Below are 23,891 nucleotides of genomic sequence, written 5' to 3'. Positions count from 1 at the left end.
ATCGTCATCAATTGGATTGAACGCTACACCCGTTATGGAATTTTCCCAACTGCTGATACGCAAGCGTAGTCGATGGCAGCGCTCTATCGTTATTCTTACCATGACACTTCTGTTAATCAGCAGTGTTTATCTCATGGTTGGAGAAATCTTCATCAACCCTTTTGCTGAACTGACCCAACTGCAACAACAATTGGTCGCGCAGCTACGTTTACCGCGTTTACTTGCTGCTATCGCGATTGGTGCTTCTCTCGCGCTATCCGGCGCAGTGTTACAAGTGTTGCTTGGTAACGTATTGGCTGAGCCGGGCGTACTGGGTATCTCAGGTGGTGCGAGTGTGATGATGGTGTTGGTGATGTTTTTCTTTCCAATGCTCGCTACGCCACTTGGCTTTATGCTTGCTGCTATCGCGGGTGCATTACTGTTTACGCTAATTTTGGTCTCGATGGCAAAAGCGATGCGTTTAACCACCACTCGATTGCTTTTGGTCGGCGTTGCGCTTGGTATTTTAGCTGGCGCTGCGGTCACTTGGGCTTTTTACTTCAGTGATGATCTGAGCTTACGCGTTCTTATGTATTGGTTGATGGGCAGTATTGGCGGTGCGAGCTGGTATCATCACGTTGTCACTTTGGTGATAGTACCCGTTATGGTCTGGCTGTGCTTTAAAGGCCCAGTGTTAGACAAACTGATGATGGGTGAGCTACACGCGAAACAATTAGGCTTAGACGTTGAAAGCCTACGTTGGAAGCTGATTTTAGCCGTATCTGTTTTGGTCGGTGGCGCAGTTGCGCTCGGGGGCATTATTGGTTTCGTTGGTTTAGTTGTACCGCACTTGCTTCGTATGGCGCTCGGTAGTGAGAATCGATTTTTGCTACCAATTTCAGCGCTTGCAGGCGCTTCATTATTGGTCTTTGCAGATATTATCGCTCGCACTGCGCTTGATTCTGCTGAGCTGCCGCTGGGGGTGGTGACCACCACCATCGGTGCACCGATCTTTATTTGGATGTTGGTGAAAAATCATGATTCACGTTAATTCTTTATCGGTCGGCTCTCGCTTATTACCACTCTCTTTTTCTCTTGAACAAGGGGAGATACTCCACGTCATTGGCCCAAATGGCAGTGGAAAAAGTACCTTATTGATTGCGCTATCGGGGCTGCTATCGTTTGAGGGTAAAGCGAAAATTGGCGAACTCGATGTTGAGTCTGCATCGTTAGAGGCGCTATCGAATAGTCGAGCATTTTTAAGTCAGAGCGATCGCCCGGCATTTAATTTAGAAGTATCTCAATATATCGCGTTGTCAGTTCCCGTAGCCGCAGATGTCGATGAAGTGAATCGCGTTGTCGATGAGTTAGCCGGAATACTGAATATTCAAGATAAGTTACATCGATCTATCCATCATCTTTCCGGCGGAGAATGGCAAAGGGTGCGCTTATGCGCCATTTGTTTACAGATTTGGCCGTCTCTGAATCCTCAGGCAAAACTGCTCGTGCTCGATGAACCAGCAGCACCTTTAGATATCGGCCAAGAAACCTTGCTTTATCGGTTGATTGAACGCGTTGCACAGCTCGGTATAACAGTGGTGATGTCTAATCACGATCTTAACCGTACATTACAATTTGCCAATAAAGCGTTATTACTTAGTAAAGGCGTATTGCATTCAACAGGTGAGGTAGAACAAGTGCTAGAGCCGAATCAACTGAGTGATGTGTTCGCGACTAAGGTATCTAAAGCACAAGTAGGGGATAAATCCGTTCTGATTTTTGAATAGGATGGGCTTAACCAGAGATGGTTAGAGATCAAGCCAATATTCAAAGCAGTCAAGGTTGCTTCCTTGAACATGAGTAAAGCAAGTTAGACGCTTTTTCTGTTTGAAGTCATGATATGACAGCACACGTTGTGAACCGATATTCTCCACCGAAGCAATCGCTACAAGGCGTGATAGATTGAGCAACCTTGACTGTTCTATTAGCAACGCCACACCCTGTTTTGCGACGCCTTGACCTGTAAATCGCTCGCCGATGCGGTAGCCTAAAAACGCCTTGCCAGAACGTCTATCAATATTACTGAGATTGACCCTACCCAATATTTGTTTGTGTTGGTCAATAAGCAGGTAGGGCGCGCCGAGGCCTAATTGTTTATCAAGCAATAGATTCGCAATGTGGATCTGAACCCCAGTTAAGTTATAGAAATCCGCTTCCCTTGGGCTGATATGCGTTTCAAACCAGCTTTGATTAGTGAGTTCAAACTCCAATAGCATTTTCGCATCATTAATCTCGAGTGGTTTTAGCTCAATGTATTTGAGTAACATGCCTTTCCTTGTTCCTTTTTCAATAAGCTAAAACAAAATAGCCGCCAAATTGGCGGCTATAAACACAACAGAATGAAACCTACTTGGTTAGAGGTTCAAGGTCGGCTGGGCGGTAATATACAGATTTTAGTACTTTACCCGCGCGAATGGTTTTCGCTTCAGAGACGAAATCTTCAGCACATTTTGCAATTACGTAATCGCCTTTTTGTACCGCCATCAGTTTGATACCTTGCTTGGCATAATGCGCTTCAGTGTCCGCGTATTCTTGCTCGTTGCGACACACTTTGCTCATGTTGCTTGAGTGAACTTCATCCCAGCATGGCACAAAATCAATACCACGGTTAACCGCTACGTTGAGTAGGAGATCGATGAGGTAGTTGATTGCGAGGTTATCTTCAATTTTATCGTGACCAAGGTGTACAAGACGACCCATTAGAACGTAAACACTGTCGATGATGGCATCCGCTTGCTCTGTTTTGCAATCGGCTTCTGCAAGTTCAGTGAGTTCTTCGATAGCGAGTGAAGTGTGCAGCGTATCGGCTTTGTCGTCTAAGCTCTCTGGTGAGGCAACTGGCAGATCAAATGTACTGCGGAACTCGGTGATATCACGGTAAAGGTGATCAAAAATCTCTTTAGTCAGTTTAGATAAATGCATGTGCTTAATCCGGCAAAATTACAATCGGGCAATACTAGCAAAGCCTTTAGGCTGCTGCCATGGTGAAGGATCAAATAGTCGGTTGTTCGAGTATGAAATCACAAAACCTCACCAATAATGTTACTCGAGAGGCTTAATAGTGTGTGATCTAGCCGAAAAGATACGGGAAAAGCGCTCGTTTCTCATCTGATGTTAATGCCTGTACTCGTGCGATGTTGGTGTCAGGTATCGCCTCAGGGTTGGGATAATGTTTGAGAACTTTTTCCATGCTCTCTTCACGAATAAGGTGAAAGATAGGGAAAGGGGCGCGGTTGGTTAGGTTGTCGGCGTCATCAGGTTCGCTGTCCGCAAAGCAATAATCTGGGTGAAACGTGGCAACTTGGTAGATGCCTTGCCAGTTTTGTTGCTTAATCAGCGCTTCAACCCAATCAATGAACATGTTGTAGTCCCAAAAATCACTAAGTATGTTCGGTACGGCGACCAAGGTGGTTTCAAGTTCTTTAACTGGGGTATCGTCTAGACGAAGTAATTGATTGAAGATGTCTTCAAGTAACTTATCTTCGGATTCGGCTTGGCTAACAAAAATGTCGATTTGATTGTTTCGTTGAGGCTTTGCAGCGAAAGGGCAAAGATTAAGGCCAATAACCACATCATCGAGCCATTGATTGACTTGCTGAGCGACCAGTGCGTTATCTGTTGTTGAGCTTGGGTGTGTCATGGTGCTTCCATTTTTTTGTTTGCGGCAAGGATAGCAGTTTTTGTTGTTCTAGGCTGAGCTTTTGAGTGATGTTTTAATTGCGCAGTTAAGGCAAACATCACAGCATATAATACGCTTCCCCCCGTCATCACCCATGCCCATCCTCCGTGCTGCCAGCAATAAATAAGGAAGAATCCACCAAGGCTACCCCCGATATAGTAATGAACTAAATACAATGCGGTCGCGGTGGCTTTGGCACGCTTGGCATGTTGGCTTACCCACGCATAAGCGAGCGTATGGGTAAAGAATGCGCCAAAGCTGATAAGTAATAGCCCCAAGATCATTACGCTCAGTTGATCGACATACGCAACAAGCATTCCTAATAAGCTGATCGCTGCCCCAATGATCATGCCATCGACTGGGTGTTTGTTTTGCTTCCATTGAGCTGTCAGTTTTGAACTGATCGTGCCACCCAAATAACAAAGGAAAATCATGGACGCGAGCCCTATAGGTAGGTTGTGAGGCTCTGACACAAGACGAAACGCCATAACAGAATAGAGATTGACGAACAGCGCAAAGTTGACCGCTCCGATTAACATCGCAATGCGAAGCACCGGATTGGTAAGGTGCGAAAGCAGCGCGCGATTGTGGTAGCGCATCATGCCACCCTGCGGCTTAAAGTGACGTTGGATAGGTAGGTAATACCAAACTAATGCACTGCCAAGTAATGTAATCATTGCCATCGTAACCACGGCGAGTTGCCAGCCAAGTGCATCAGTGAGTGTACCCCCTAAAATTCGCCCAGAAATTCCCCCCAATGAGTTAGCGGCTATGTATGTGCCGATGGCATGGGCAAACGCTTTCGCGGACAACTCTTCAACCATGTAGGCGACCGCAACAGAAGTAAATGCCGCCAATGCTATCCCCATCAGCGCCCGACAAACGACTAGAGCCAGTAGGCTCTCGGTGAGCAACATAGTAAGGCCGATCATGGGCATTGCCAGTAAACCCATCAACATTACTTTACGGCGGCCGATACGCTCAGAAGCCACCGCCCAAGGTACTAAGCAAACAGACAAGGCGAGAGTTGAAGCGGCAAAAATCCAGTTAACTTGGGTTTCGGACACTGAAAAGTATTGCGCCATATACGGCAGCATAGGTTGGAATAAATAGAGATTACAGAACACGATAAACGAGCCCAATGCGAGGCTAATCGTTACGCGTTTGTATTGAGTAGTGCCGAGTTCAATCATAGTCACACCTGTTCGTTGCTGTGATCAAAGTATCAGCGCCATCTGGATATATAAAATATATTAAACTTATCGTTACGATATATTAAGTATATAGAATGGAATCAAAACAATTACGCCACTTTGTTACTGTTGCCGAACAGGGTAATTTTACACACGCGGCTAAACGGCTACACATCGCGCAGCCAGCACTGAGTATCTCAATCAAAAAATTTGAGCAGCAATTAGGGGTGACTTTGCTGCGGCGTAACGACCGGAAAATTGAGCTGACAACAGAAGGTAAGTTGTTGTACGAACATGCCAAACGTGTTTTGCAGCAGCTTGACGACGCAGAACTGGCAATGAAAGAGCTAAAGGGATTAGAAAAGGGGGAGGTGCGATTAGGCACGCCAAGCATGATGGGCTCATATTTCTTCCCAGAAATACTGATGGCATTTAAAAGTAAGTACCCCAATTTAAAGCTCACGCTGGTTGATGCAGGGACTAGCTCGATTCGAAAAATGTTACTCGATGGCGAATTGGATATCGGTGTGATTCAAAGTGATGATGTGCCAGATGGTTTAGAAACAGGTCATATTTTACAGTCGGAGATGGTAGCGGTGGTTTCTCAAGATCATCCGCTGACCGAGTTATCGCACATTACTTTTGAAGAGTTCTTCAAACATGAGCTGGTGATGTTCAAAGATGGCTATTTTCACCGCGACTTTATTGAAAACGAAGCAAAACAGCATCAGCGAGAAATGAAATTCTCGTTTGAAACGAATCTGTTACCCATGATCCTGAAGATTGTTCGTAATGAGTATGCTATTACCGCTTTATTAGAGTTGGTGACGAAACACGAACAGGGTGTGGTGGGTATTCCCTTTGAACCACCGATTAAGCTCGATTTGGCGCTCGCATGGCGTAAAGATGGGTATCTTTCAATTGCGGACCGAGCATTTATTGAGTTTGTGCACCAAAATTCAGCGCAGTAATTTCGGCATAATTCACGAAGTAACAATCAAATTTGACCGCAAATTAACCGACTTAATAAATCTTGTGCTTGATCAAAGTTAAGTGGCGGAAATTTATAAATCATCAACTCAAGTAGAGTTAGTTGACGACTAACTCATTGAAATAGGGGACGAGTCGTACAACACAATAAGGATGTATGATGCAGCACTTTTACAATTATGACTTAACCGACGAAATAGGCGATCGCGAAGTTGTCGCGGTTATGTGCTCCGGTGGTTTTACATCGAGCATGATGGCTCAACGCATGCAAAAGCATGTTGAACAACTAGGCTTACCCATCTATGTCATGTATGCCTCGATTCAAGCGCTAGAAACCGAAGATTTCATGAGTAACTACGGGCGTAAAATTCGAGTCGTGTTTGTATCCCCTCAAGTACAACATTATTTTGAGTATGCCAAAAAGGCCGTGGCTGATTATGCTATGGAACTGATAAAAATCGAGTATAGAGACTTCGGCACCATGAACTATCAAAAACTGGTGGCGCAAGCCCAAGATGTGATGGAGTCTCAAACCGTAGCGTCTTGATTGTCCTTAAGTAATCGATGGAACCTAAATCGCTATGAGCCTTTGCTTATAGCGATTTTTTGCTATTGGGCGCAATAAATTTAGGTATTGCATTGCAAGAGTGGCGTTTCAAATTAGCCATCACCTGTCAACTGGTAGATATTAACTAGATGTCTGTCGCTAAAAGGCCACAGCCGTCTAGTGAGTTTCGGGCTTTAGGGATATTACTGAGTGGAACTCAATTTAATTAACTAAAGAGGAATTATCTATGAAAAGAGGCTTTGATTTAATCGGCGCACCATTTAATCAGCTGGGAATTTTTGCAACAGAGCAAAACACGGTTGATGGATTGCGACGATTAAACGAGACCTCTTGGATAGGCCTTTCAGACTGGCTTGAGGTGAGAACCACTCGATGGCAGGCAGATATCATCGATCGAGGTGATATTAATGCCAGTGAGCCCGTTAACGCCTTGATCGCTCGCCGAGATAAAGAGCAAGCGTTAGCTGAGTATTCATCGATGTTGCATGCCCAAGTATTGCAAAGTTATCAGGCTGGTCGCACTCCGGTAACGATTGGAGGCGACCACTCTATCGCGATAGGTACAGTGCAAGCGACACTGGACTACTTTCAACGCCAACAAGGTAAGCGTGTCGCCGTTATATGGGTTGATGCCCATGCCGATTGCAATGACAGCCTAGCAAGTAACTTGCATGGTAAACCACTTGCGCTACTAATGGATAAGTACCCGCATAATGGTTGGCAAGTGAAACCAGAATTGGTGCTAAATCCCACCGATGTGTATTACGTTGGTGTGCGAGATCTAATGCCAAACGAGCATGAGCTGATGACGAAACATCAAATGGTCAACTTCGATATGAATACCATTGAACGTATAGGTATCAACGGCGTTTTAGAGCAGTTAGTTTCCATTGTTGATGAGCGATATGACGCGGTTTATGTATCGTTTGATTATGATGCTCTAGATGGAACGCAGTTTAGAGCCTGCGGCACACCAAATGTTGGTGGTCTCTCTGCTCGTGAAGCGCTGCATTTAGTTCATGGCTTATCTCGTCATGAGAAATTCGTCGGGATCGATTTTGTCGAGTATCTGCCTGAGTTAGACAATGATGAAGTGAGCAAGGAGCTGATGATCAAGCTTATCGACGCAGTGTGGGGCTTCACCATGTAGTGAGTGATGCTTGGCATCTTTAACGCAATAGGGAGAGCTTGGCTCTCCCTATTTGATTAAAACTTCACCTTTAATGTAAATCTAACTGGAAGGCGAAATAGTTTGGTTAGCTATTGTACATCTTCTCAAAGTTACTCGCGTTCCAACCAATCATATAGCGGTCGCCAATCTTTAATATTGGCAGTGAGCGAGCACCAATAGCATCGAGCTCTTTTCGGCCGCGCTGCATTTTTGCATTGGTTAATCGGTATTTGTAGCCTTTTGAATCAAGGTAGCGCTGTGCGTCTTTACAGTGTGGGCATTTATCTTTTACGTACAGAACCAAACGTTTCATCGATATTTCTCTTACTGCGGCTGAATTGGGCGCAGAGTATATAACAAACCACTGATAATCCCTAGCTGATGATAGCTAATGAATACCGAGCGAAGATAAGGTAAACTTAGCGGCCTTTAAACACTTCCCATACGCTCGATAATGAACACATTGCTGCGCTACCTGCAAGGTTACCCCGACCATATTCTGACCCCTGTTGATCAAATGCTCCAAGCGGGCACTTTTTGCCGTTGGTTTGAGCGTCGTTATCCGCAGCAACATCCAATCCAAAGTGAAAAAGCGTTGTATGAATATACGATGGCGATTAAGAACCAGTATATGAAGAAGACCGCACCATTAAGTAAAGTGGTCTGGGATAGCAAAATACACCTCATCAACAACGCGCTTGGATTACACACCTATTCGAGCAAAGTGCATGGCAAGAAGATCAAATCGAAGAATGAGATTCGCATTGCTAGCATGTTTAAACAAGCGCCCGAACCTTTGTTGAGAATGCTGGTGGTACATGAACTGGCACACTTAAAAGAGAAAGAGCACAACAAGGCTTTTTATCAGCTTTGTCGTTATATGGAGCCTGATTATCATCAGTTAGAGCTTGATGCGCGACTATTTATGATTTACCGAGAAACAAAACAATAATTCACTTATGACTCAGTCAAAAAATAAGCCAAATCGAAATAAAACCAACCAAGCCAATAAAGCAAAGGCGACACCCACGACCATGGTGGTGAATAAAATCGCAGGTAAGGCGGGTTTACATAAGCGCAATTTGCACACGGGTCGTTATGACTTTGTTCGATTAGTGAAAGCGTTACCCGAGCTAAAATCACACCTTGTTAAAACGCCAAAAGGGGACAGTATTCGTTTCGACGATCCCATTGCGGTAAAACTGCTTAACAAGGCATTGCTTGCAGAGCACTATGGCGTTGAACAATGGGATATACCGCAAGGTTACCTTTGCCCCCCAATTCCTGGGCGAGCAGACTACATTCATCGCTTAGCTGAGATGCTGTACAAACAAGTATCTTCAGACACTAAGGTGAGAATGCTGGATGTCGGTGTTGGTGCCAACTGCATTTATCCGATTGTCGCCACAACACAATATGGATGGGAATGTGTTGGCAGTGATATTGACCAAGTTTCTGTGAACAGCTCAAACTTAATTGCGACTAATAACGCCGTGTTAAAAGGCGATATTGAGTGTCGCTTACAAAGTAATAGCCGTTACTTGTTCAAAGGGATTATTCAGCAAGGTGAACGTTACCATGTCACTACTTGTAATCCACCTTTCCATAAGTCTTTAGAGGAAGCAGAGCAGGGTTGCGTTAAGAAACAAGCGAATCTGCAGCGAAACAAAAAACAGCGTGGTTCTGGTCCATCACAATCATTGAACCAAAACATGAAGAGTAAAGGCGATAAGCCACTGCTTAATTTTGGTGGCCAAAAGGCTGAGTTGTGGTGTCCGGGAGGAGAGGCGGCGTTTGTGAAAAATATGGCTTTTGAAAGCCGCGACTTTGCTAAACAAGTATTATGGTTTAGTACGCTTATCTCGAAAAAAGAGAATGTTCGCTGGCTGCGTAAGAACTTAGAGAAAGCCGGTGCGAAAGAGGTCAACATTGTTGAGATGAGCCAAGGACAAAAAATCAGTCGGTTTGTTGCTTGGACATTCCATGATGAACAACAAAGGCTAGCTTGGTTAGCTTAACCCGAGAATCACAGTGAAAAGCGCGGAATTTCCGCGCTTTTTTACATTTTTGTTTACGAATGCAAAGAATGTAAATTCAATGCTAATGATAGTAATTATCACTTATATTACCGCGCAGAATTTGAAGGCAGATTAGTGGTTCTGCCTGCTCGTAAATTGGAGATAATTATGTTTACTAAGAGTCCGTTGGCGCTGGTAATTGGTGCGATCATCGCAACACCAGTAATGGCTGATAGCACAGCAACAGATGAACACATGGTCGTGGAAGGTCGCGAATACGGTTACAAAGCAGAGAGCAACTCAACTGCAATGCGTATGGAGGCGACTCAACTAGAAACTCCGGGACAAGTTGCTGTTATTGGTGAACAGTTAATTGACGAACAGCGTGCTAGCACTCTTGGTGAAGTCCTAAAGAACGATGCATCAATTACTGCAGGTTCTAAATCTACTAACCGCGAGCGTTTCAACCTACGTGGTTTCGAACTAGACAGCGGTTCAAGTTACCTACGTGACGGTGCTCAACACTGGTCTCATTACCGTCAACCAATTGAGCTACTAGAGCGTGTTGAAGTGCTAAAAGGTCCTGCTGGCCTTCTATACGGCGAGTCAACGCCGGGTGGCTTAGTTAACATGATTTCTAAGAAGCCAACTTACGAGACGCAAGTAAATGTTAGCCAAGATATCGGCTCTAACAACTACACGCGTACTATGGTTGATGTAAGTGGCGCGTTGAACGAAGACGAGTCACTGCGTGCTCGCGTTGTACTATCTCAAGAAGATCAAGATTCATGGCGTACGCGTTTTGATGGCACTGATGTTCAGACTGAACGTTTCGTAGGTGGTCTATTTGTTGATTACGATATCAATGAAGATGTCATGCTTTCTTTCCATTACGACCGTACTCAAGAGCAAGGTGATCTAGACAACGGTTCTAAGATTGATACCGCGACAGGTCAGGTGATTGATCCTTCAATCGTAAATGATCAGAAATTCGCGATGACAGACAATGACATTACTAACTACGGTGTTGCAGTTAGTGCATCACTGAACGACTCATGGTCTGTTAAATCGGGTATTAGCCGTCAGTTCTACGAACGTCAACGTACTGAATCAGATAACGTTCTTGATAAAGTTAAAGACAGCAATGGCGCAACGGTTGGCTATGGCTACCGCGCTTATGACCGTCACGATGAGTGGACATTCGACACTGCATATGTAGATTTCACAGGTGATTTCGATGCGCTAGGTGTTAACCACCGTCTTCTTGTTGGTGCAAATGGCCTACATTACGATTACAAGCAGTTGTTCTCTTCAACTTACGCATGTCAAAGTGCTAACCAAGGTGATGCACGTCCTGAATGTGACGGTGGTTTCTCTAAGCCAGATGGTCTGCATTACAGTAATGACGACTCTCTATCTCATTCTAAAGAAAAGCACTACGGTATCTATGTACAAGATCTCGTAACGTTTAACGACCAATGGCAAGCGTTAGCGGGTGTACGTTTTGCTTACGATAAAACGACGTCTAGCAAGAATGTAGAAGCAAGCTACAACAATGTACTGCCTAAGCTTGGTCTGATTTACTCTCCAGTAGAAAACGGTTCTATTTACCTGACTTACTCTGAGAGTTTCGAACCGGTTGCAGACATTAGCGATAGCAATGATGAAAACTTTGGCCAATCACAAGATCCTAAGAAAGGCACGTTATACGAGCTAGGTTCTAAATGGGAACTGTTTGATGACCGTTTGTTTGTGTCTGGCGCGCTATTCCATATCACTCAGTCAAACATGCAAATCACGGAAGACCTAGGTTCAAGCCAGACACGCACTACACAGGTGGGTGAGCAGGTTCACACTGGTGCAGAGCTTTCTGCAACGGGTTACGTGACAGAATCGTTCTCTGTAAGCGCATCAACAATGTTGCTAGATGCTGAGTTTAACAATGACCCAGAACTAGAAGGTAAAACACCAGCAGATGTTGCTGAGTTTACTGCAAGCATCTGGTCTACGTACTCATTTAACAATGGTACTGACGTAAACCTAGGTGTCTACCACGTGGGTGACCGTTGGGCTGAAGATTCAAACGAGTTCAAGAAAGATGCATACACTCGTGTTGACCTAGGTGTGTCGCATACACTGAAGTATGATGAGAACCTTGAGTTTATCGCACGCTTTAATGTAGAGAACTTATTTGATACCGACTACCTTGAAGGTGGCAGCACGAAAGGTGTAGTTGTTGGTGAAGGCCGTAACTACATGGCGACACTTCAAGTAAAATATTAAGATAAGTCGCAAAAATAAAAAGGGGGAAGGGAGACCTTCCCCCTTTACTCGTTGGCAAAACTTGCAAAAATCGCTACTATTACCAGCTTGTTGATAACGAGAATATTTATCAACTCGCTCTTTGGGAATTTTTTGAACCTCAATCTGGCCTAAATCAATTGTTTTTAGGCGAGGTTAGTTGATGTAATTGATTACGACTATGAACCTAATAAAATCCAGTTTAGCTCTAATTGTAGCGGCGGCGATTGCTCCGGTACACGCTTCAAGCTTAGACAATGCTCAAGCTATTCAAAGCAAGACCAACTCGGCGTCAGTGGCAAGTCAAAAGCGTATTGATAAAAGCGCTGACAACACTCTATCTTTAAGCGCAGAAATCGAACAACTTCAGGAAGAAGTGAAAAATCTTGAAGTTTACCAATCTCACCTTACGGCGCTTATAGAGAACCAACAGCAAGAAGTGTCGAGTATCGACGCTCAGATCAAAGATATTAAGTTAACGCGTCAAGGTGTTGTACCACTGATGTATCAGATGGTTGACGGGTTAAAGACCATCGTTGCCAACGACACGCCAATCAAAAAGCAGCAACGTGAAGAACGTATTGCGAAGTTAGAAAGCTTGATGACTCGTGCCGATGTGAGTGACGCTGAAAAGTACCGTCGAATTTTAGAGGCTTACCAGATTGAGCTCGACTACGGAACTAAGCTGGGCGTTTATCAAGGTCAAATTACTACAGATGGTGAAGCTCGAGAAGCTGATATTCTTCATCTTGGTCGCGTTGCATTGGTTGCGCGTAGCTTAAACGGCAACCACTACTGGGCTTGGCAACGTTCTACCAGCGACTGGCAGTCGGTTGACTCGTCGCAAAAATCTGAGCTTGATAAAGCTTACGCTATTGCGTCTAACCAAGTTGCACCAAGTCTCATTACTCTTCCTGTATCACTGATTAAAGCGGAGGCGAAATAATATGAAACTTAAATTGATCGCTTCGGCACTGATGATGGCTTCTGTTTCGTTCTCTAGCTTTGCAACGACTGAGTTGGTGAAGCAAGCCAAAGTAGAAAACAACCAACAAGCGCAACATAACCGAACTCGTGAAGCGGGTTTCAAAGCCACTGAACAAGAGCTTAAAACGCTGAAAGCTCAATTAGTCGCGAAACGTAATAAGCTTCAAGCGCAAAATGATGAGTTAGCCGCCAAGTTTAGTGAAAACGAAGATGTGCTTGCGCGCCTTGAAGAGCAGTTACGACTCGAAACGGGAAGTCTCGGTGAAGTATTTGGCGTGGTTCGTCAAAACGCGAAAGAGCTGCAAAGTGAACTGGGTCGCTCAGTAACAGGCGCCGATGCTCAATCATACAACCAACAAATTGATGATGTTATCGCTGCAACGACATTGCCTTCAATGCCGCAGTTAACTGCACTTTGGAAAGCGATGGATCAGCAGATCAAAGCAAGTGGCGAAATCGCGATAACGCCGGTGGCATACATTGACGGTGAAGGCAAAACACAGCAAGTTGAAGCTGCTCGTTTGGGTGCGCTTGGTTTAGTAGGTGAACAAGGCTACCTATCTTGGAATGGCGCACGCGGTGAAGCGAAATCATTCATTAAACTGCCAGAAAATGGTCCAACATTAGCGTCGGTCTCTGCGCTGGCGAATGGTGAGGTTGCAAATATTGTTCTTGACCCATCTCGCGGTGTAATGCTTGAACAGTTAGCTTTATCTCCAAGCTTCTCTGACCGTCTGCAAGCGGGCGGTGTGGTTGGTAAAATCATTCTAGGCCTGTTGGCAATTGGTGTGATTATTGCGTTAGTTCGTGGTGTAAGCCTATCTGTTGCTCGTCAGAAGATTCGTGCTCAGCTTAAAAATCCAACTGAGCCTGGCGACAACCCACTTGGTCGCGTTCTTGCTGTTTACGACAAAGAACAAAATCGTACCGTTGAAGCGCTTGAACTTCGCTTATTAGAAGCGGTAGTTGATGAGCAAACTAGCCTTGAGAAAGGTTTGTCTATGCTGAAACTACTCGCGGCTCTTGCGCCAATGCTTGGTCTTCTAGGTACGGTGACAGGTATGATTGAAACCTTCCAAGTGATTACTCAGTTCGGTAATGGCGACCCTAAAGTGATGGCGGGTGGTATTTCAATGGCGCTGGTGACCACGGTACTTGGTTTGATCGCAGCGATGCCTCTATTACTTGCACATAACATCCTAAGTTCTCAAGCGGAAGGTATTCGCAATATTCTTGAGAAACAAGGTATCGGTTTGGTCGCGGAGCAAGCAGAGAAAGCGACGCAACCTAAACAAAACGAGCCAGTGGAGAACGCTGCGTAATGGAAGCCCTTTTTTCAATCTCTTGGTTGCCTAGCGCATTGCAAACCAGTGATTGGCTTCTCTCGCTACAAAGTTTCATGGAGCAGGGAGGCCAAATACTTTGGTGGCTCGGTGCTGTGGTTTTGGTTTGTTGGTTATTGATTATTGAGCGCGTGCTGTTCTTAACCATTGAATATCCAAAGATGCGTTTGCAGTGGATTCAAAAATGGCATCAGCGCAAAGAGCAACATTCTTGGTATGCACTGTCAATCCGCGATGGTTGGATTGCCCAAGCGCATATGGCGCTGTATCAGAACTTAAACTTCATCAAAGTGTTGATTGCGATCTGTCCAATGCTTGGTCTGCTCGGCACTGTTACCGGTATGATCTCAGTGTTTGATGTTATGGCAAACCAAGGCAGTAGTAATCCAAAGCTAATGGCTTCAGGTATATCACTCGCAACTTTGCCGACCATGGCAGGGATGGTTGCCGCGCTGGCGGGAATGTTCGTTCATGCTCGTTTGGCTAAAGCGTGTCAAATCAGAGAAATTAAATTAGAGAAATCTTTAAGGAGTCAGCGATGAGACTCGGTAGACGCCAACATAATCAAGATGAGGCTCAAATCGACCTCACGTCGATGCTTGATATCGTATTTATCATGCTGATTTTCTTTATTGTGACCAGTTCATTTGTTAGAGAATCAGGGGTAGAGGTTAATCGCCCACAAGCTTCAAATGTCGTCAGCCAAAAAGATGCAGGCATTTTTGTTGCAGTAACGTCAGCCAACGACATATATATCGACAAACGTATTGTTGATGTAGAACGCGTTCAAGCGACACTGGAACATCTGTTGTTAGATAAGCCAGATGCTTCGTTGGTCATTCAAGCGGATGAGCACGCGTACAGTGGCACGGTTGTAAAAGTGATGGATGCCGCGAAAGGTGCGGGGGTTAAAAACATCGCGTTAGCAGCGGAGAAGCAGTAGTGAGAAGGTTACTAATCTCATTACCTATCGCAGCATCATTTGCTCTGATGCTATTCACCTTTATGGCGTGGATGGTCGATAACGGCCATCGACGTGCCCCAGAGCAGAGCGAATCGCTGAGTTTTAATATGGTGATGGTTGAAAATGAACAGGAAGTTCAGCGTAGGCAACGCACCGTACCTGAGCAGCCAAAAGCCCCAGAAGTGCCAGAGCAACAACCGGTTTCGCAAGCAAGAACTCAAGTAAGCCAAGTATCGCCAATGGCAATGCAGCCTACTTTAGGCCTGAATACCGCGATAGATGGTTTAGCGATCAGTGCTCCTACATTCGGTGATTTTGGTGTTAACCAACAAGCGATGCCTTTGTATCGTGTTGAGCCACGTTATCCTGCTAAAGCGCTTAAACGTGGTGCCGAAGGTTACGTGGTGTTGAAGTTCACGATTGACCCAACAGGCCGACCAACAGACATTGAAGTTCTTGATGCTAATCCTAAGCGTATGTTTGAAAAAGAAGCTATGCGTGCGTTAAGAAAGTGGAAATATCAGCCTAAAGTCGTTGATGGTAGTTCGCTTGCTCAAGTAGGACAAACCGTAAGATTGGAGTTTAAACTAGCAAAATGATCAGAAAAGCAATGATTGCTGGTATGATTTGGTTCGCGTCAGCGACAAGCTTTGCTAATGAGTTAAGCCAATATACCGCGATTCGAGTTCAAAAAGCGCATCAGTTAGCGCAGGATGAACAAGTCAAACAAGCGATTGCCAAGCTAAAAGAGATCGACACGACTCGAGAATACGATAAAGCCTTCGTGGCGCGTATGCTTGGCGTGTTTTATTGGCAAGATGGCAAAACCAAATCGGCGATTAAACAGCTTGAATACGCAGTAAATTCAAATCAGCTCAAAGACGAGCAAGCGTGGATTGCACAACGCATGTTGGCTGACTTGTTGGTGAATGACCAACAGTTCAAAAAAGCGTTGCCTCACTACTACAAGCTCGTTAAGAGTGTGCCCTCAGGGCAAAAGGGTGATGAGCTGTGGCTAAGGATTGCTCAATCCCATTACCAGATTGAACAGTTCAAGCAGGTGATACCGGCTGTTGATAAGTATCGCCGTTATCAACGTAAAGATGAACTTCAGCCACTATCGCTCAAACTAAGTGCGCAGCTTCAACTACAGCGTTGGAAAGGTGCGATTCCTACTTTAGAACGTTTGATTGCCCTACAACCTGACAAAGTGAACTGGTGGCGTCAGCTAGTGAGTTTGCAAATGCGTGTTGGGCAAAACAACGCGGCGCTTGATACGCTCGCATTAGCCAAGTTAAACGGCTTGCCTTTGAGCCAGCAAGACAGACGTTTATTAGCCCAATTGTATGCGCAACGTGGTATTCCAGAACGAGCAGCAAAAGAAGTAAGCCAGTTGGACGCTGCGAAAACGGATATTGACCTTATCGTTGCGCAAGCAACGTATTGGCAACAAGCTAGAGAGTGGGATAAGGCGATTGACCAATGGAAGTTGGCCGCACGTAAGCGTGCTAAATACCACTGGAACGTAGCTCAGCTATTGGTGCAAGAGGGTCATTATAAGTCGGCGCTGAGTGCTTTAAACAAAGTGCAGGGCAAGAAATCTCAAGTTGCATTGGCGAAAACGCGTGCTTACTACAAACTTAATCAGTTAGAGAAAGCCTTAATTGAAGCGAAAAAAGCAGAAGCGATAGCGCCTTCGAAACAGTCGAAAAGTTGGATTAAGTATTTAAGCCAGTTACGCAAAGCGAAAGCGACTCAAGCAAGTTAACCATGTGCTGATTAGCTCGAAAATGCAAAAGCCCGCTCAACGAGCGGGCTTTTTGTTACTTATGCTGAAAGGCTAAACATTATTTAGGGACTTGGCATATGTATTCTGCGCGCCAAAGCATCGCTTGGGCAGAGTTCATATTGTTGAGTAATTCTTTACCCGTCATTTGAGGATAGGCATGTTCGACTTTAAGCTCGTCACAATCGGTCGATTTTTGATAGGCGCGCACATGAGTAAACGTGCTGGAAAGGTTGTTCGACAGCATAGATTTAGAAAGGCAAATGCCAAAAATATCGCGTTTCATTGTCTGTCCCTCTGACAGTAGCAGCGTATTTTGTTTGATTATCGCTGAGCCAAATAAAAATTACATTGCTCAATAATTATACTGCCCAATTGCATGCTTATTGAGAAAATGCGCAAAAATAAGTGTGACTGAAATCTATATTTAACACGTAATTAAAGGCGTATAGATCAGCGACAGTAGAGCTCGCACGGAGTGTCACTGAAATTTTAATGATAATACCTCTTCAAAATGAACGGCCTAAATCCTAAACGTCACTGATAGATTTTCGAATATTGTGAAACCCTACATGTGTGTGGTGCTGCGCTAATTTCTTGAATCTTTAGTACAATCTTTAAAGCTGCGAGTGCCTATTGGTAAGATTTAGGTATAAAATAAGCCATAGAGCACCAGATATTTGGTGGAGTTTGATTGAATTTGGGAGTCAAAAGTAAGCAATGGAATATATTGCCATTATTGTTGTCGTTTTTGTGGCCTTCTATTTGTATGTCCAAAAAAAGTATCTCACTCAAGATGAGCTAAAAGACAGCGCCTACAAAAAGAAAGGCGCACTGCTAAATAGTAAAGAGTCAGCATTCTATAACGCATTGACGACTGCAGTAGGTGATCATGGTGTGGTGTTGTCAAAAGTGTCGATGGCAAAAGTATTAACCCCTCAAGCCACCGACAAAAAACGTTGGTTCATCGCTCATAACCGTATTGCTAAGAGTCATTTTGATTTTATTGTCTGTGATCCAAGAACATTAGACGTGCGCGTCGCGATTGAGCTCGACGATGGTGCTGCGCTGAACAAAGGCAAAATGGACAGGCAAAAGCTATTGCTTCATGTTTGTAAGTCTTCCGGTATTCCTTTAATTGGAGCAACGGTTAAGCATAGCTATCAAGTGGGTAAGCTGCGTCGATTGTTAGCCGCGCATATTGATTTGATTGAACCTGATAAAGAAGTGCGTTTTTGTAAACGCTGTGGCAGCCCGATGGTGGTAAAAACCGCTGCGCAAGGAGAGTTTAAAGGACGTCGATTCTTTACGTGTAGCCGCCAACCACAGTGTACTTACACAGAAAACTACAACGTCGTGTTTGAAGACTTCGACAGCTAAGATCTTTTTCTACACGTGGATGTATACCGATTCAAAATACCTAAGAGCTAGCGAGTTCTAGCTCTTGTTCACTGCCTATCATGACTTGGTTTCGGCCATTCTTCTTTGCTTTGTACAGCTCAATATCCGCCTTTCTCAATACTTACTCTAAATCGTTAAAATGATCGCACTGATAAACGCCAATGCTCGCTGTGAGTGAAATAGGGCAATCTTGTTGGTTGAATCGGTAATTCTCTATGGCTAATCGAATATGCTCAGCTTTAACCATCGCCTGCGCAATGTCTGCATTGTGTAGCGCGATACAGAACTCTTCGCCACCAATTCGATAAACCAAATGCTCGTCGCTGAATGCATCAATTAAAGCCGCTGTTTGGATCAGTACTTTATCGCCAACATCATGGCCATGCATGTCATTAACCTGTTTAAAGTAGTCGAGATCCAACACCAGTAAAGACATGGGCAGTTTTTTGCTTTCTTGACGATAGCGATGGAAGTTATGAGCTAATGCATGGCGATTATACACACCGGTCAGTGCATCTCGGGAGGCAAGTTGTCCTAGTGAGGTTTCAGAGGACTTGCGTTTCACTTCGAGTATATGAGCGGTAACCCAAATACAGATGTAACTCATGATGAAGTTGATCAGTAAATAAGCGTGAATTTCACCTTGATGTTGATACATCTTAAAAATGACACCGCCTGTCACCGCTGCGAAGCCAATCAGGCAAAGAATAAAGCTTTGGCGTTTCTCAACGAAAATGTAAAACATGATCGGGAAGATGCTCGCCCATAAATATAAGCCGTGATAAATGGTGTGTCTGAGTATTCCAAACAGCACCAGCATGACCATCGCGCCGGAATAAAGTAACGCCAAGTTGTTTGAGCAATCTTTGCGATAGGTTTGCGAGCTGACAAACAAAGAAAACAACGCAAAAGATGCGTTAGTCATTGCTGTGGGTAAGCAATCTGTAATGGTGTAATCGAGGTAGCTTGCGACGAAAAATGCGCAGGATAGCAGCAGGCTCAACCAAAATAAAACAGCTCGCCGAATATGGCGAGATGGATTAAATATGTCGAGCTCCATAATAAGCGTTCCTTGAGGCGCATATGCCTAAATTTGAATACCGCTAAATAGTATGCTTTTGGCGAGGGGAATCAATAGCAGATCTGAATTAAGATCACATATTTTCAACTTTAACCCGCTGAAATTCAGGCATTTTATGAAATGACTCGAAATTACAACCGGTTTAGTGAGAGTTAGGTACGATTGGGTCTAGTAATTCATAATTAATTGTTGTTAATCGAAACTCTATCAATAACGTGGAGTTAAGCCGTAATTTACGGTCAATGTCGGCTATTTATTCACCGATAACCACGTTTTTAATTTAGTAATTTTGCGTACGTCAAACATCATTAATCCATTACAGATGATCAGGCTTAATGATACGCCGATAGCGGCACCAATCTCATTGTAAAGTGGGATGAGGCTAAATAGCAGAATAAGGTTGACGGTGACCGCAATGGAGAGTGAACGCAATGTGCGGCTTTCGTTATTAGTCATGTTCAGCACTAATCCTACCGACCCCATCATCAAACTAATAAAATGACCAAAGCATAAGATGATTAACGCTGGATAAGCTGAAAGGTACTCGTCACCAAACAACAGAGAGATCAGTAATCCTCCCCCAAAGACTAAGACAAGAAGAATTGGTGTTGCCACTAAGACAGTCAGTCGAACAGCGCGGGTGAGCATAGCTTGCGTTTGCTCAATGTCGCCACTTTTGTATAAACGAGCGATATTGGGCATAAGCACCGGGCTGATTGAAGAGACGACGATACTAATTAACAGCACTGCTTGAGTTGCGACGCGGAAATAAGCCACAGATTCAAGATCGGATAACCATCCAAGTAACACGATCGCCAATTCAGAGTTGAGTGTGCTCACAAAAGTGATAATTGCAAACGGGAGTAGGGCTTTACTCCATTGCTTAGTTTTGAATTCAGCTTTGGCCGGTTGGCTGTTTTTCTTGATGACATAACGCACCAGCAAGAAGCTCAAAATACAGGTAAATAACAGTGCAACGACCGAAATTTCAATCAAGGTTTTTGAGGTGAGCGGCCTATCGGTGATGACAAAGAAAAGCAAAGTAGACAGGGTAATAATAGGCGCAAGTAACTTAGAGGGTATTTGTGCTAATACCGGTTTACGAAAGCCATTCAATACGGCATCTTGCTGGTAAGCGATGCCTCTAAGCGGGATCACCCATACTGCAATGAGCAACAACGCCGCCACATAGGGTTCAAAATAGCCAACGTAAGCGAGGCCAAGCATGATGAGTACAATAATGGAGGATACGAGGAAAACGAAACCTCGAGACCACAACAGAATTCCGTATAAAAGCGGCCATTTCTTTTCTAATTGAAAATTGGCGATCTCACGTACCATTAGTGCGGGCAAGCCCGCGATGACGGGAATACCTGCGATAGTGACAATTGAAAATATGTAGGTATAGATGCCGTATTGCTCTGCGCCAAGAAAACGCGCAAAGATAACGCCGGATACAACGGAAATGCCTTTACTTAAAAACTGTAGGCCAGCCGTTCCAAAGAACTGTTTTACAAACGAATTCATTACTCAATACCACTCACAATCAATGTCAGTCACTCTTCGAAGATGGCCTAACGAACAGGTAGTTTTTAATGCAGCTGTTAGATTAGTTAGGGAAGTGTTTTCAGTGTCATCTAGTTAACAGTGAGTACTACCCGTGTCACCCAAAAGAATGATAGTTCGGGTAATACTACACATTTATCTGTCTGATATTTGAGACAATTAATGAATGGCTCAGTTATACCAAGCTAAAGGGTATCAACTTTGATCATGGTGTCATTGGCGAAAGTGGTGGCAGCGAGTGCTTGCACTTCTGGCATCGGAACGGGTTTAGAGTACAAGTAGCCTTGAATTAAATCACAGCCTAAGTCTAGCAATACCTGCTGCTGCTGTTCACTTTCAACGCCTTCAGCGATAATTCCGATATCGTTTGAGCGAGCAATCGCGATAATGGTTTTAACGATATTGAGGTTACTGCGGCTGTTAAGCATGCGAATAATGAACGAGCGGTCAATCTTGATCTCACTGATTGGTAGCGCATTGAGATAGCTAAGCGACGAAAAACCAGTGCCGAAGTCATCTAATGAGATACCAAAGCCGAGATCTTGTAGGCGTTTCAAGGTTGGTTGAACAGCTTTTAGGTCTTCAATAAACACGTTTTCTGTTAGCTCTAAGATAATTAAGTTACTGTCGAGGTCGTAGCGTTTGGCCGAGTTAACAATCATGTCTATGAAACCTTTGTGCAGTAGCTGCTTAGGTGAAATATTGACCGAGACCGTGACCGGATCATTAAGGCTTTGATTGAGCTTTTTAGTATCACGACAGGCACGTTCAAAGACGAACTCGCCAAGTTGTAGAATGGAGTTGTTCTTTTCGGCGATATCAATGAACACCATCGGTGAGACGAAACCAAGCGTTGGGCTTACCCATCGGCATAGCGCCTCTACACCGACCATTTTGCTGGTATTGGCATTGATTTGCGGTTGGTAGTGTACGTCAAGTTCTCCGTTTGCTAGCGCCGACTTAAATTCATCTTCAAGTAAGAAGTTGTTTTCAATTTCGTCACTGATCTTCTTGTCGAAGAAAGTAATCTCACCTTTGCCATATTTTTTCGAGCGTGTCAGGACAATATCGGCTTTGGACATCAAGGTTCGTGGTTGATCACCATCAGTAGGGAATAATGAAATACCGATGGTGGCGTTAAGCTCTGTCGTAATACCATGAACAATGAACGGTTGTTTGAGGCAAGCTTGCACGCGCATTGCAATGGTATGCGCTTCGTTGTCACTGGCGATTTCTGGTATACAAAATACGAACTCGTCCCCACCAAATCGTGCGACGGTTCCTTTGCTTTCAGTGAGTCGGCTAAATCTCTGTGCCACTTCAACCAATAATTTGTCACCTACCTCATGACCGTATTTGTCATTGATACGTTTGAAGTTGTCTAAGTCAACGAACAAGATCGCGAGTTTTTTCTCTAATTCACGGCTACGAATGATGCCGTGCATGGCTTGTTTCTCAAGCAAGATTCGGTTTGGTAAATGGGTAAGTGCATCATGTTGTGCTTGGTGGCGGAGTTGCTCTTTCTTAACCTCCAATTGATTGAAGTCATTGGCGATACGATTTTGGAATTTTAAGAATCGGCGACCTAAGTAGTTGCTAAGTAACAACGATAGTAGGGTGAGGATTAAAGCCAAGGTCAAACATAACGCAATGACCTTAATCAGTTCCATTTGATGCTGTTCTTGTAACTGCTCAAGTTGCGTTTCAATTTCACCATGTACTTCCTCAATATAAACACCAGAGCCCAATAGCCAACCCCATTTTGAATCGAACTTCATGAAGCTGACTTTTTGTCCGCTTTGCAGCGAGTCAGGCTTATAGATTGAGTCATACTCCACATGGGAAGAGGTGGTGTTATTGATGGCAAAAGTTCCTAGGGTTTTTGTAACAAGGCCATCAATGCGCTCACCCAGTAATTCTGGTTCTTTATGAGCAAGTATGGTGCCGTCTTGGTCGAGAATGAAGATATAACCAGTATCTCCAAATCGGTAGTTTGATACCCAATTGAGAATGTTTTTCTTTATTTCGTTCTCAACTTCATACACATATTCTCCGGTGCCGATAAACCAATCGAAAGGTTCGAAATATTGGCCGTAGCCAATCTTTTCAAACTCACCGTCTTGCTGAGGTTTTTTAAACCACCAGCGGTAAAAAGCGGCGCTATTTTTGGAGTTAGCAATGGCATCGATGTGTTGTTTAAGGATAGGGACGCCGCGAGAGTCGGTACTTTCAATCATTTGCAGACCTTCACGCTCCGGTAGTAAAGCGTGCATGACACTGACGCCATCCATCTGATATATGAAGAAGTATCCGCGGCCATTATTAAAGCGAATGTCTCTTAGCGCATCGCTGATTAGTTTTTTAATCTCATGCTCGGGCTTATCAAGGTTCTCTTTGTATATCGCGGTCGCGATTTGATGGGCAGTTTCAACCTGTTGTTTGATCTCAGATTTTAGAATAGAGACCGTTTGCTCTCTTTGATAGTTAATTTGTTCCGCAGTGCTTTGCACTCGTTGAGCAATGATCTCTTTTTGTTTTGCTAAGTTGTTATCAATTAGGTTTTGCTCAAACTCGGTCGCACGCTGTTGGCTGCTATTAATGACAACCGTTAATAGCATGGCAATGAAAATTAGAATAAGGACAAAAGGAAGAGTTTTAACAATGTTAAGAAGCTTTTTATCCGTCAGTGCCGTCATTGAACTGTCCGCCCCTTGGAGCTGTTTTAATCACGTTGTAGGCTAGCGCGATTACATGCTTGATATTAATAATAAAATTTCACGTTAAGTGTGATGTTACTATATGAG

General features: G+C 44.2%; 23 protein-coding genes and 1 pseudogene. 15 read left to right on the top strand and 9 right to left on the bottom strand.

Going from position 1 to position 23,891, the window contains the following annotated elements:
• The first annotated feature begins 34 nt into the window (after positions 1–34).
• Both btuC and btuD read left to right on the top strand, forming a co-directional pair.
• Entirely contained in the window at positions 35–1,030 is a 996-nt protein-coding gene (btuC, locus tag OH461_RS04480; protein ID WP_270019413.1) for a vitamin B12 ABC transporter permease BtuC, read from the top strand.
• Complete coding sequence (gene btuD, locus OH461_RS04475; RefSeq protein WP_270019412.1) at positions 1,017–1,766, top strand: vitamin B12 ABC transporter ATP-binding protein BtuD; 750 nt, start codon at positions 1,017–1,019, stop codon at positions 1,764–1,766. The genes btuC and btuD overlap by 14 nt, the downstream gene beginning before the upstream one ends.
• Before the next feature lie 21 nt (positions 1,767–1,787).
• On the opposite strand, the gene OH461_RS04470 is transcribed toward btuD, so the two are convergent.
• The 4 genes from OH461_RS04470 to OH461_RS04455 form a co-directional block, all read right to left on the bottom strand.
• A complete protein-coding gene (locus OH461_RS04470; protein ID WP_270019411.1) occupies positions 1,788–2,306 on the bottom strand; it encodes a GNAT family N-acetyltransferase in 519 nt (172 codons plus the stop codon).
• A gap of 79 nt (positions 2,307–2,385) precedes the next feature.
• Positions 2,386–2,961 (bottom strand): nucleoside triphosphate pyrophosphohydrolase family protein, encoded by a 576-nt coding sequence (locus tag OH461_RS04465; protein WP_270019410.1) that lies wholly within the window; start codon positions 2,959–2,961, stop codon positions 2,386–2,388.
• A 148-nt stretch (positions 2,962–3,109) separates the two neighbouring features.
• Positions 3,110–3,679: a DUF1415 domain-containing protein gene (locus OH461_RS04460; protein ID WP_270019409.1), complete on the bottom strand. Its 570-nt coding sequence runs from the start codon at positions 3,677–3,679 to the stop codon at positions 3,110–3,112.
• Positions 3,676–4,911, bottom strand: a complete 1,236-nt coding sequence (locus tag OH461_RS04455) for an MFS transporter (protein WP_270019408.1) — start codon at positions 4,909–4,911, stop codon at positions 3,676–3,678. The genes OH461_RS04460 and OH461_RS04455 overlap by 4 nt, the downstream gene beginning before the upstream one ends.
• Positions 4,912–5,006: 95 nt before the next feature.
• Between OH461_RS04455 and OH461_RS04450 the strand changes: the two genes are divergently transcribed.
• The 3 genes from OH461_RS04450 (at position 5,007) to OH461_RS04440 (ending at position 7,619) form a co-directional block, all read left to right on the top strand.
• Positions 5,007–5,882, top strand: coding sequence for a LysR family transcriptional regulator (locus OH461_RS04450; protein WP_270019407.1), 876 nt, complete (start codon positions 5,007–5,009; stop codon positions 5,880–5,882).
• Between the two features lie 176 nt (positions 5,883–6,058).
• A complete protein-coding gene (locus OH461_RS04445; RefSeq protein ID WP_270019406.1) occupies positions 6,059–6,448 on the top strand; it encodes a PTS sugar transporter subunit IIB in 390 nt (129 codons plus the stop codon).
• A gap of 247 nt (positions 6,449–6,695) precedes the next feature.
• Positions 6,696–7,619 carry an arginase family protein gene (locus OH461_RS04440; protein ID WP_270019405.1) on the top strand — a complete coding sequence of 308 codons (924 nt, stop codon included), beginning with the start codon at positions 6,696–6,698 and terminating at the stop codon, positions 7,617–7,619.
• Positions 7,620–7,725: 106 nt separating this feature from the next.
• Here OH461_RS04440 and OH461_RS04435 read toward each other — a convergent pair whose 3' ends face one another.
• Positions 7,726–7,953 (bottom strand): glutaredoxin family protein, encoded by a 228-nt coding sequence (locus tag OH461_RS04435; RefSeq protein ID WP_270019404.1) that lies wholly within the window; start codon positions 7,951–7,953, stop codon positions 7,726–7,728.
• Positions 7,954–8,094: 141 nt separating this feature from the next.
• Between OH461_RS04435 and OH461_RS04430 the strand changes: the two genes are divergently transcribed.
• From OH461_RS04430 to OH461_RS04390, 9 genes are all read left to right on the top strand, one after another.
• Positions 8,095–8,592 (top strand): M48 metallopeptidase family protein, encoded by a 498-nt coding sequence (locus tag OH461_RS04430; RefSeq protein ID WP_270019403.1) that lies wholly within the window; start codon positions 8,095–8,097, stop codon positions 8,590–8,592.
• A 7-nt stretch (positions 8,593–8,599) separates the two neighbouring features.
• Entirely contained in the window at positions 8,600–9,658 is a 1,059-nt protein-coding gene (gene rlmF / locus OH461_RS04425) for a 23S rRNA (adenine(1618)-N(6))-methyltransferase RlmF (RefSeq protein ID WP_443088435.1), read from the top strand.
• Between the two features lie 168 nt (positions 9,659–9,826).
• The gene (locus OH461_RS04420) at positions 9,827–11,941 is read left to right on the top strand and encodes a TonB-dependent siderophore receptor (RefSeq protein WP_270019402.1); all 2,115 of its coding nucleotides are present in this window, start codon (positions 9,827–9,829) and stop codon (positions 11,939–11,941) included.
• A gap of 199 nt (positions 11,942–12,140) precedes the next feature.
• Positions 12,141–12,905: a DUF3450 domain-containing protein gene (locus OH461_RS04415; protein ID WP_270019401.1), complete on the top strand. Its 765-nt coding sequence runs from the start codon at positions 12,141–12,143 to the stop codon at positions 12,903–12,905.
• 1 nt (position 12,906) lies between these two features.
• Entirely contained in the window at positions 12,907–14,268 is a 1,362-nt protein-coding gene (locus OH461_RS04410; protein WP_270019400.1) for a MotA/TolQ/ExbB proton channel family protein, read from the top strand.
• Positions 14,268–14,831 (top strand): MotA/TolQ/ExbB proton channel family protein, encoded by a 564-nt coding sequence (locus tag OH461_RS04405; RefSeq protein ID WP_270019399.1) that lies wholly within the window; start codon positions 14,268–14,270, stop codon positions 14,829–14,831. The genes OH461_RS04410 and OH461_RS04405 overlap by 1 nt, the downstream gene beginning before the upstream one ends.
• Positions 14,828–15,232, top strand: coding sequence for an ExbD/TolR family protein (locus OH461_RS04400; protein WP_270019398.1), 405 nt, complete (start codon positions 14,828–14,830; stop codon positions 15,230–15,232). The genes OH461_RS04405 and OH461_RS04400 overlap by 4 nt, the downstream gene beginning before the upstream one ends.
• 47 nt (positions 15,233–15,279) lie before the next feature.
• Complete coding sequence (locus tag OH461_RS04395) at positions 15,280–15,852, top strand: TonB family protein (protein ID WP_443088444.1); 573 nt, start codon at positions 15,280–15,282, stop codon at positions 15,850–15,852.
• A complete protein-coding gene (locus OH461_RS04390; RefSeq protein WP_270019396.1) occupies positions 15,849–17,021 on the top strand; it encodes a tetratricopeptide repeat protein in 1,173 nt (390 codons plus the stop codon). The genes OH461_RS04395 and OH461_RS04390 overlap by 4 nt, the downstream gene beginning before the upstream one ends.
• A 79-nt stretch (positions 17,022–17,100) precedes the next feature.
• Here the strand turns inward: OH461_RS04390 and OH461_RS04385 are convergent, their stop codons facing one another.
• On the bottom strand, positions 17,101–17,325 hold the full coding sequence (locus OH461_RS04385) for a hypothetical protein (RefSeq protein WP_270019395.1): 225 nt from the start codon (positions 17,323–17,325) through the stop codon (positions 17,101–17,103).
• A 434-nt stretch (positions 17,326–17,759) separates the two neighbouring features.
• Here OH461_RS04385 and OH461_RS04380 point away from each other — a divergent pair, with 434 nt between their 5' ends.
• Positions 17,760–18,419 carry a DUF2726 domain-containing protein gene (locus OH461_RS04380; RefSeq protein ID WP_270019394.1) on the top strand — a complete coding sequence of 220 codons (660 nt, stop codon included), beginning with the start codon at positions 17,760–17,762 and terminating at the stop codon, positions 18,417–18,419.
• A 40-nt stretch (positions 18,420–18,459) separates the two neighbouring features.
• On the opposite strand, the pseudogene OH461_RS04375 reads toward OH461_RS04380, so the two are convergent.
• The 3 genes and pseudogenes from OH461_RS04375 to OH461_RS04365 form a co-directional block, all read right to left on the bottom strand.
• Positions 18,460–19,500: pseudogene (locus OH461_RS04375) on the bottom strand (GGDEF domain-containing protein).
• 270 nt (positions 19,501–19,770) lie between these two features.
• Positions 19,771–21,048, bottom strand: coding sequence for a flippase (locus tag OH461_RS04370; protein WP_270019393.1), 1,278 nt, complete (start codon positions 21,046–21,048; stop codon positions 19,771–19,773).
• A gap of 224 nt (positions 21,049–21,272) precedes the next feature.
• Complete coding sequence (locus tag OH461_RS04365; RefSeq protein ID WP_270019392.1) at positions 21,273–23,783, bottom strand: bifunctional diguanylate cyclase/phosphodiesterase; 2,511 nt, start codon at positions 23,781–23,783, stop codon at positions 21,273–21,275.
• Between the last annotated feature and the right edge of the window lie 108 nt (positions 23,784–23,891).

Origin of the sequence: Vibrio sp. LaRot3 (assembly GCF_027587025.1) — a bacterium.
Classification (GTDB): Bacteria; Pseudomonadota; Gammaproteobacteria; order Enterobacterales; family Vibrionaceae; genus Vibrio.
This window is presented reverse-complemented; position numbering and strand designations above follow the sequence as displayed.

Excerpts from the sequence above, each read along its gene's own strand:
- btuD (WP_270019412.1), top strand. The coding sequence starts at position 1,017 with ATGATTCACGTTAATTCTTTATCGGTCGGCTCTCGCTTATTACCACTC.
- OH461_RS04465 (WP_270019410.1), bottom strand. The coding sequence starts at position 2,961 with ATGCATTTATCTAAACTGACTAAAGAGATTTTTGATCACCTTTACCGT.
- OH461_RS04440 (WP_270019405.1), top strand. The coding sequence starts at position 6,696 with ATGAAAAGAGGCTTTGATTTAATCGGCGCACCATTTAATCAGCTGGGA.
- OH461_RS04445 (WP_270019406.1), top strand. The coding sequence starts at position 6,059 with ATGATGCAGCACTTTTACAATTATGACTTAACCGACGAAATAGGCGAT.
- rlmF (WP_443088435.1), top strand. The coding sequence starts at position 8,600 with ATGACTCAGTCAAAAAATAAGCCAAATCGAAATAAAACCAACCAAGCC.
- OH461_RS04385 (WP_270019395.1), bottom strand. The coding sequence starts at position 17,325 with ATGAAACGCGATATTTTTGGCATTTGCCTTTCTAAATCTATGCTGTCG.
- OH461_RS04470 (WP_270019411.1), bottom strand. The coding sequence starts at position 2,306 with ATGTTACTCAAATACATTGAGCTAAAACCACTCGAGATTAATGATGCG.
- btuC (WP_270019413.1), top strand. The coding sequence starts at position 35 with ATGGAATTTTCCCAACTGCTGATACGCAAGCGTAGTCGATGGCAGCGC.
- OH461_RS04390 (WP_270019396.1), top strand. The coding sequence starts at position 15,849 with ATGATCAGAAAAGCAATGATTGCTGGTATGATTTGGTTCGCGTCAGCG.
- OH461_RS04450 (WP_270019407.1), top strand. The coding sequence starts at position 5,007 with ATGGAATCAAAACAATTACGCCACTTTGTTACTGTTGCCGAACAGGGT.
- OH461_RS04420 (WP_270019402.1), top strand. The coding sequence starts at position 9,827 with ATGTTTACTAAGAGTCCGTTGGCGCTGGTAATTGGTGCGATCATCGCA.
- OH461_RS04460 (WP_270019409.1), bottom strand. The coding sequence starts at position 3,679 with ATGACACACCCAAGCTCAACAACAGATAACGCACTGGTCGCTCAGCAA.
- OH461_RS04370 (WP_270019393.1), bottom strand. The coding sequence starts at position 21,048 with ATGAATTCGTTTGTAAAACAGTTCTTTGGAACGGCTGGCCTACAGTTT.
- OH461_RS04430 (WP_270019403.1), top strand. The coding sequence starts at position 8,095 with ATGAACACATTGCTGCGCTACCTGCAAGGTTACCCCGACCATATTCTG.
- OH461_RS04380 (WP_270019394.1), top strand. The coding sequence starts at position 17,760 with ATGGAATATATTGCCATTATTGTTGTCGTTTTTGTGGCCTTCTATTTG.
- OH461_RS04435 (WP_270019404.1), bottom strand. The coding sequence starts at position 7,953 with ATGAAACGTTTGGTTCTGTACGTAAAAGATAAATGCCCACACTGTAAA.
- OH461_RS04410 (WP_270019400.1), top strand. The coding sequence starts at position 12,907 with ATGAAACTTAAATTGATCGCTTCGGCACTGATGATGGCTTCTGTTTCG.
- OH461_RS04365 (WP_270019392.1), bottom strand. The coding sequence starts at position 23,783 with ATGACGGCACTGACGGATAAAAAGCTTCTTAACATTGTTAAAACTCTT.
- OH461_RS04455 (WP_270019408.1), bottom strand. The coding sequence starts at position 4,911 with ATGATTGAACTCGGCACTACTCAATACAAACGCGTAACGATTAGCCTC.
- OH461_RS04395 (WP_443088444.1), top strand. The coding sequence starts at position 15,280 with ATGCTATTCACCTTTATGGCGTGGATGGTCGATAACGGCCATCGACGT.
- OH461_RS04415 (WP_270019401.1), top strand. The coding sequence starts at position 12,141 with ATGAACCTAATAAAATCCAGTTTAGCTCTAATTGTAGCGGCGGCGATT.
- OH461_RS04405 (WP_270019399.1), top strand. The coding sequence starts at position 14,268 with ATGGAAGCCCTTTTTTCAATCTCTTGGTTGCCTAGCGCATTGCAAACC.
- OH461_RS04400 (WP_270019398.1), top strand. The coding sequence starts at position 14,828 with ATGAGACTCGGTAGACGCCAACATAATCAAGATGAGGCTCAAATCGAC.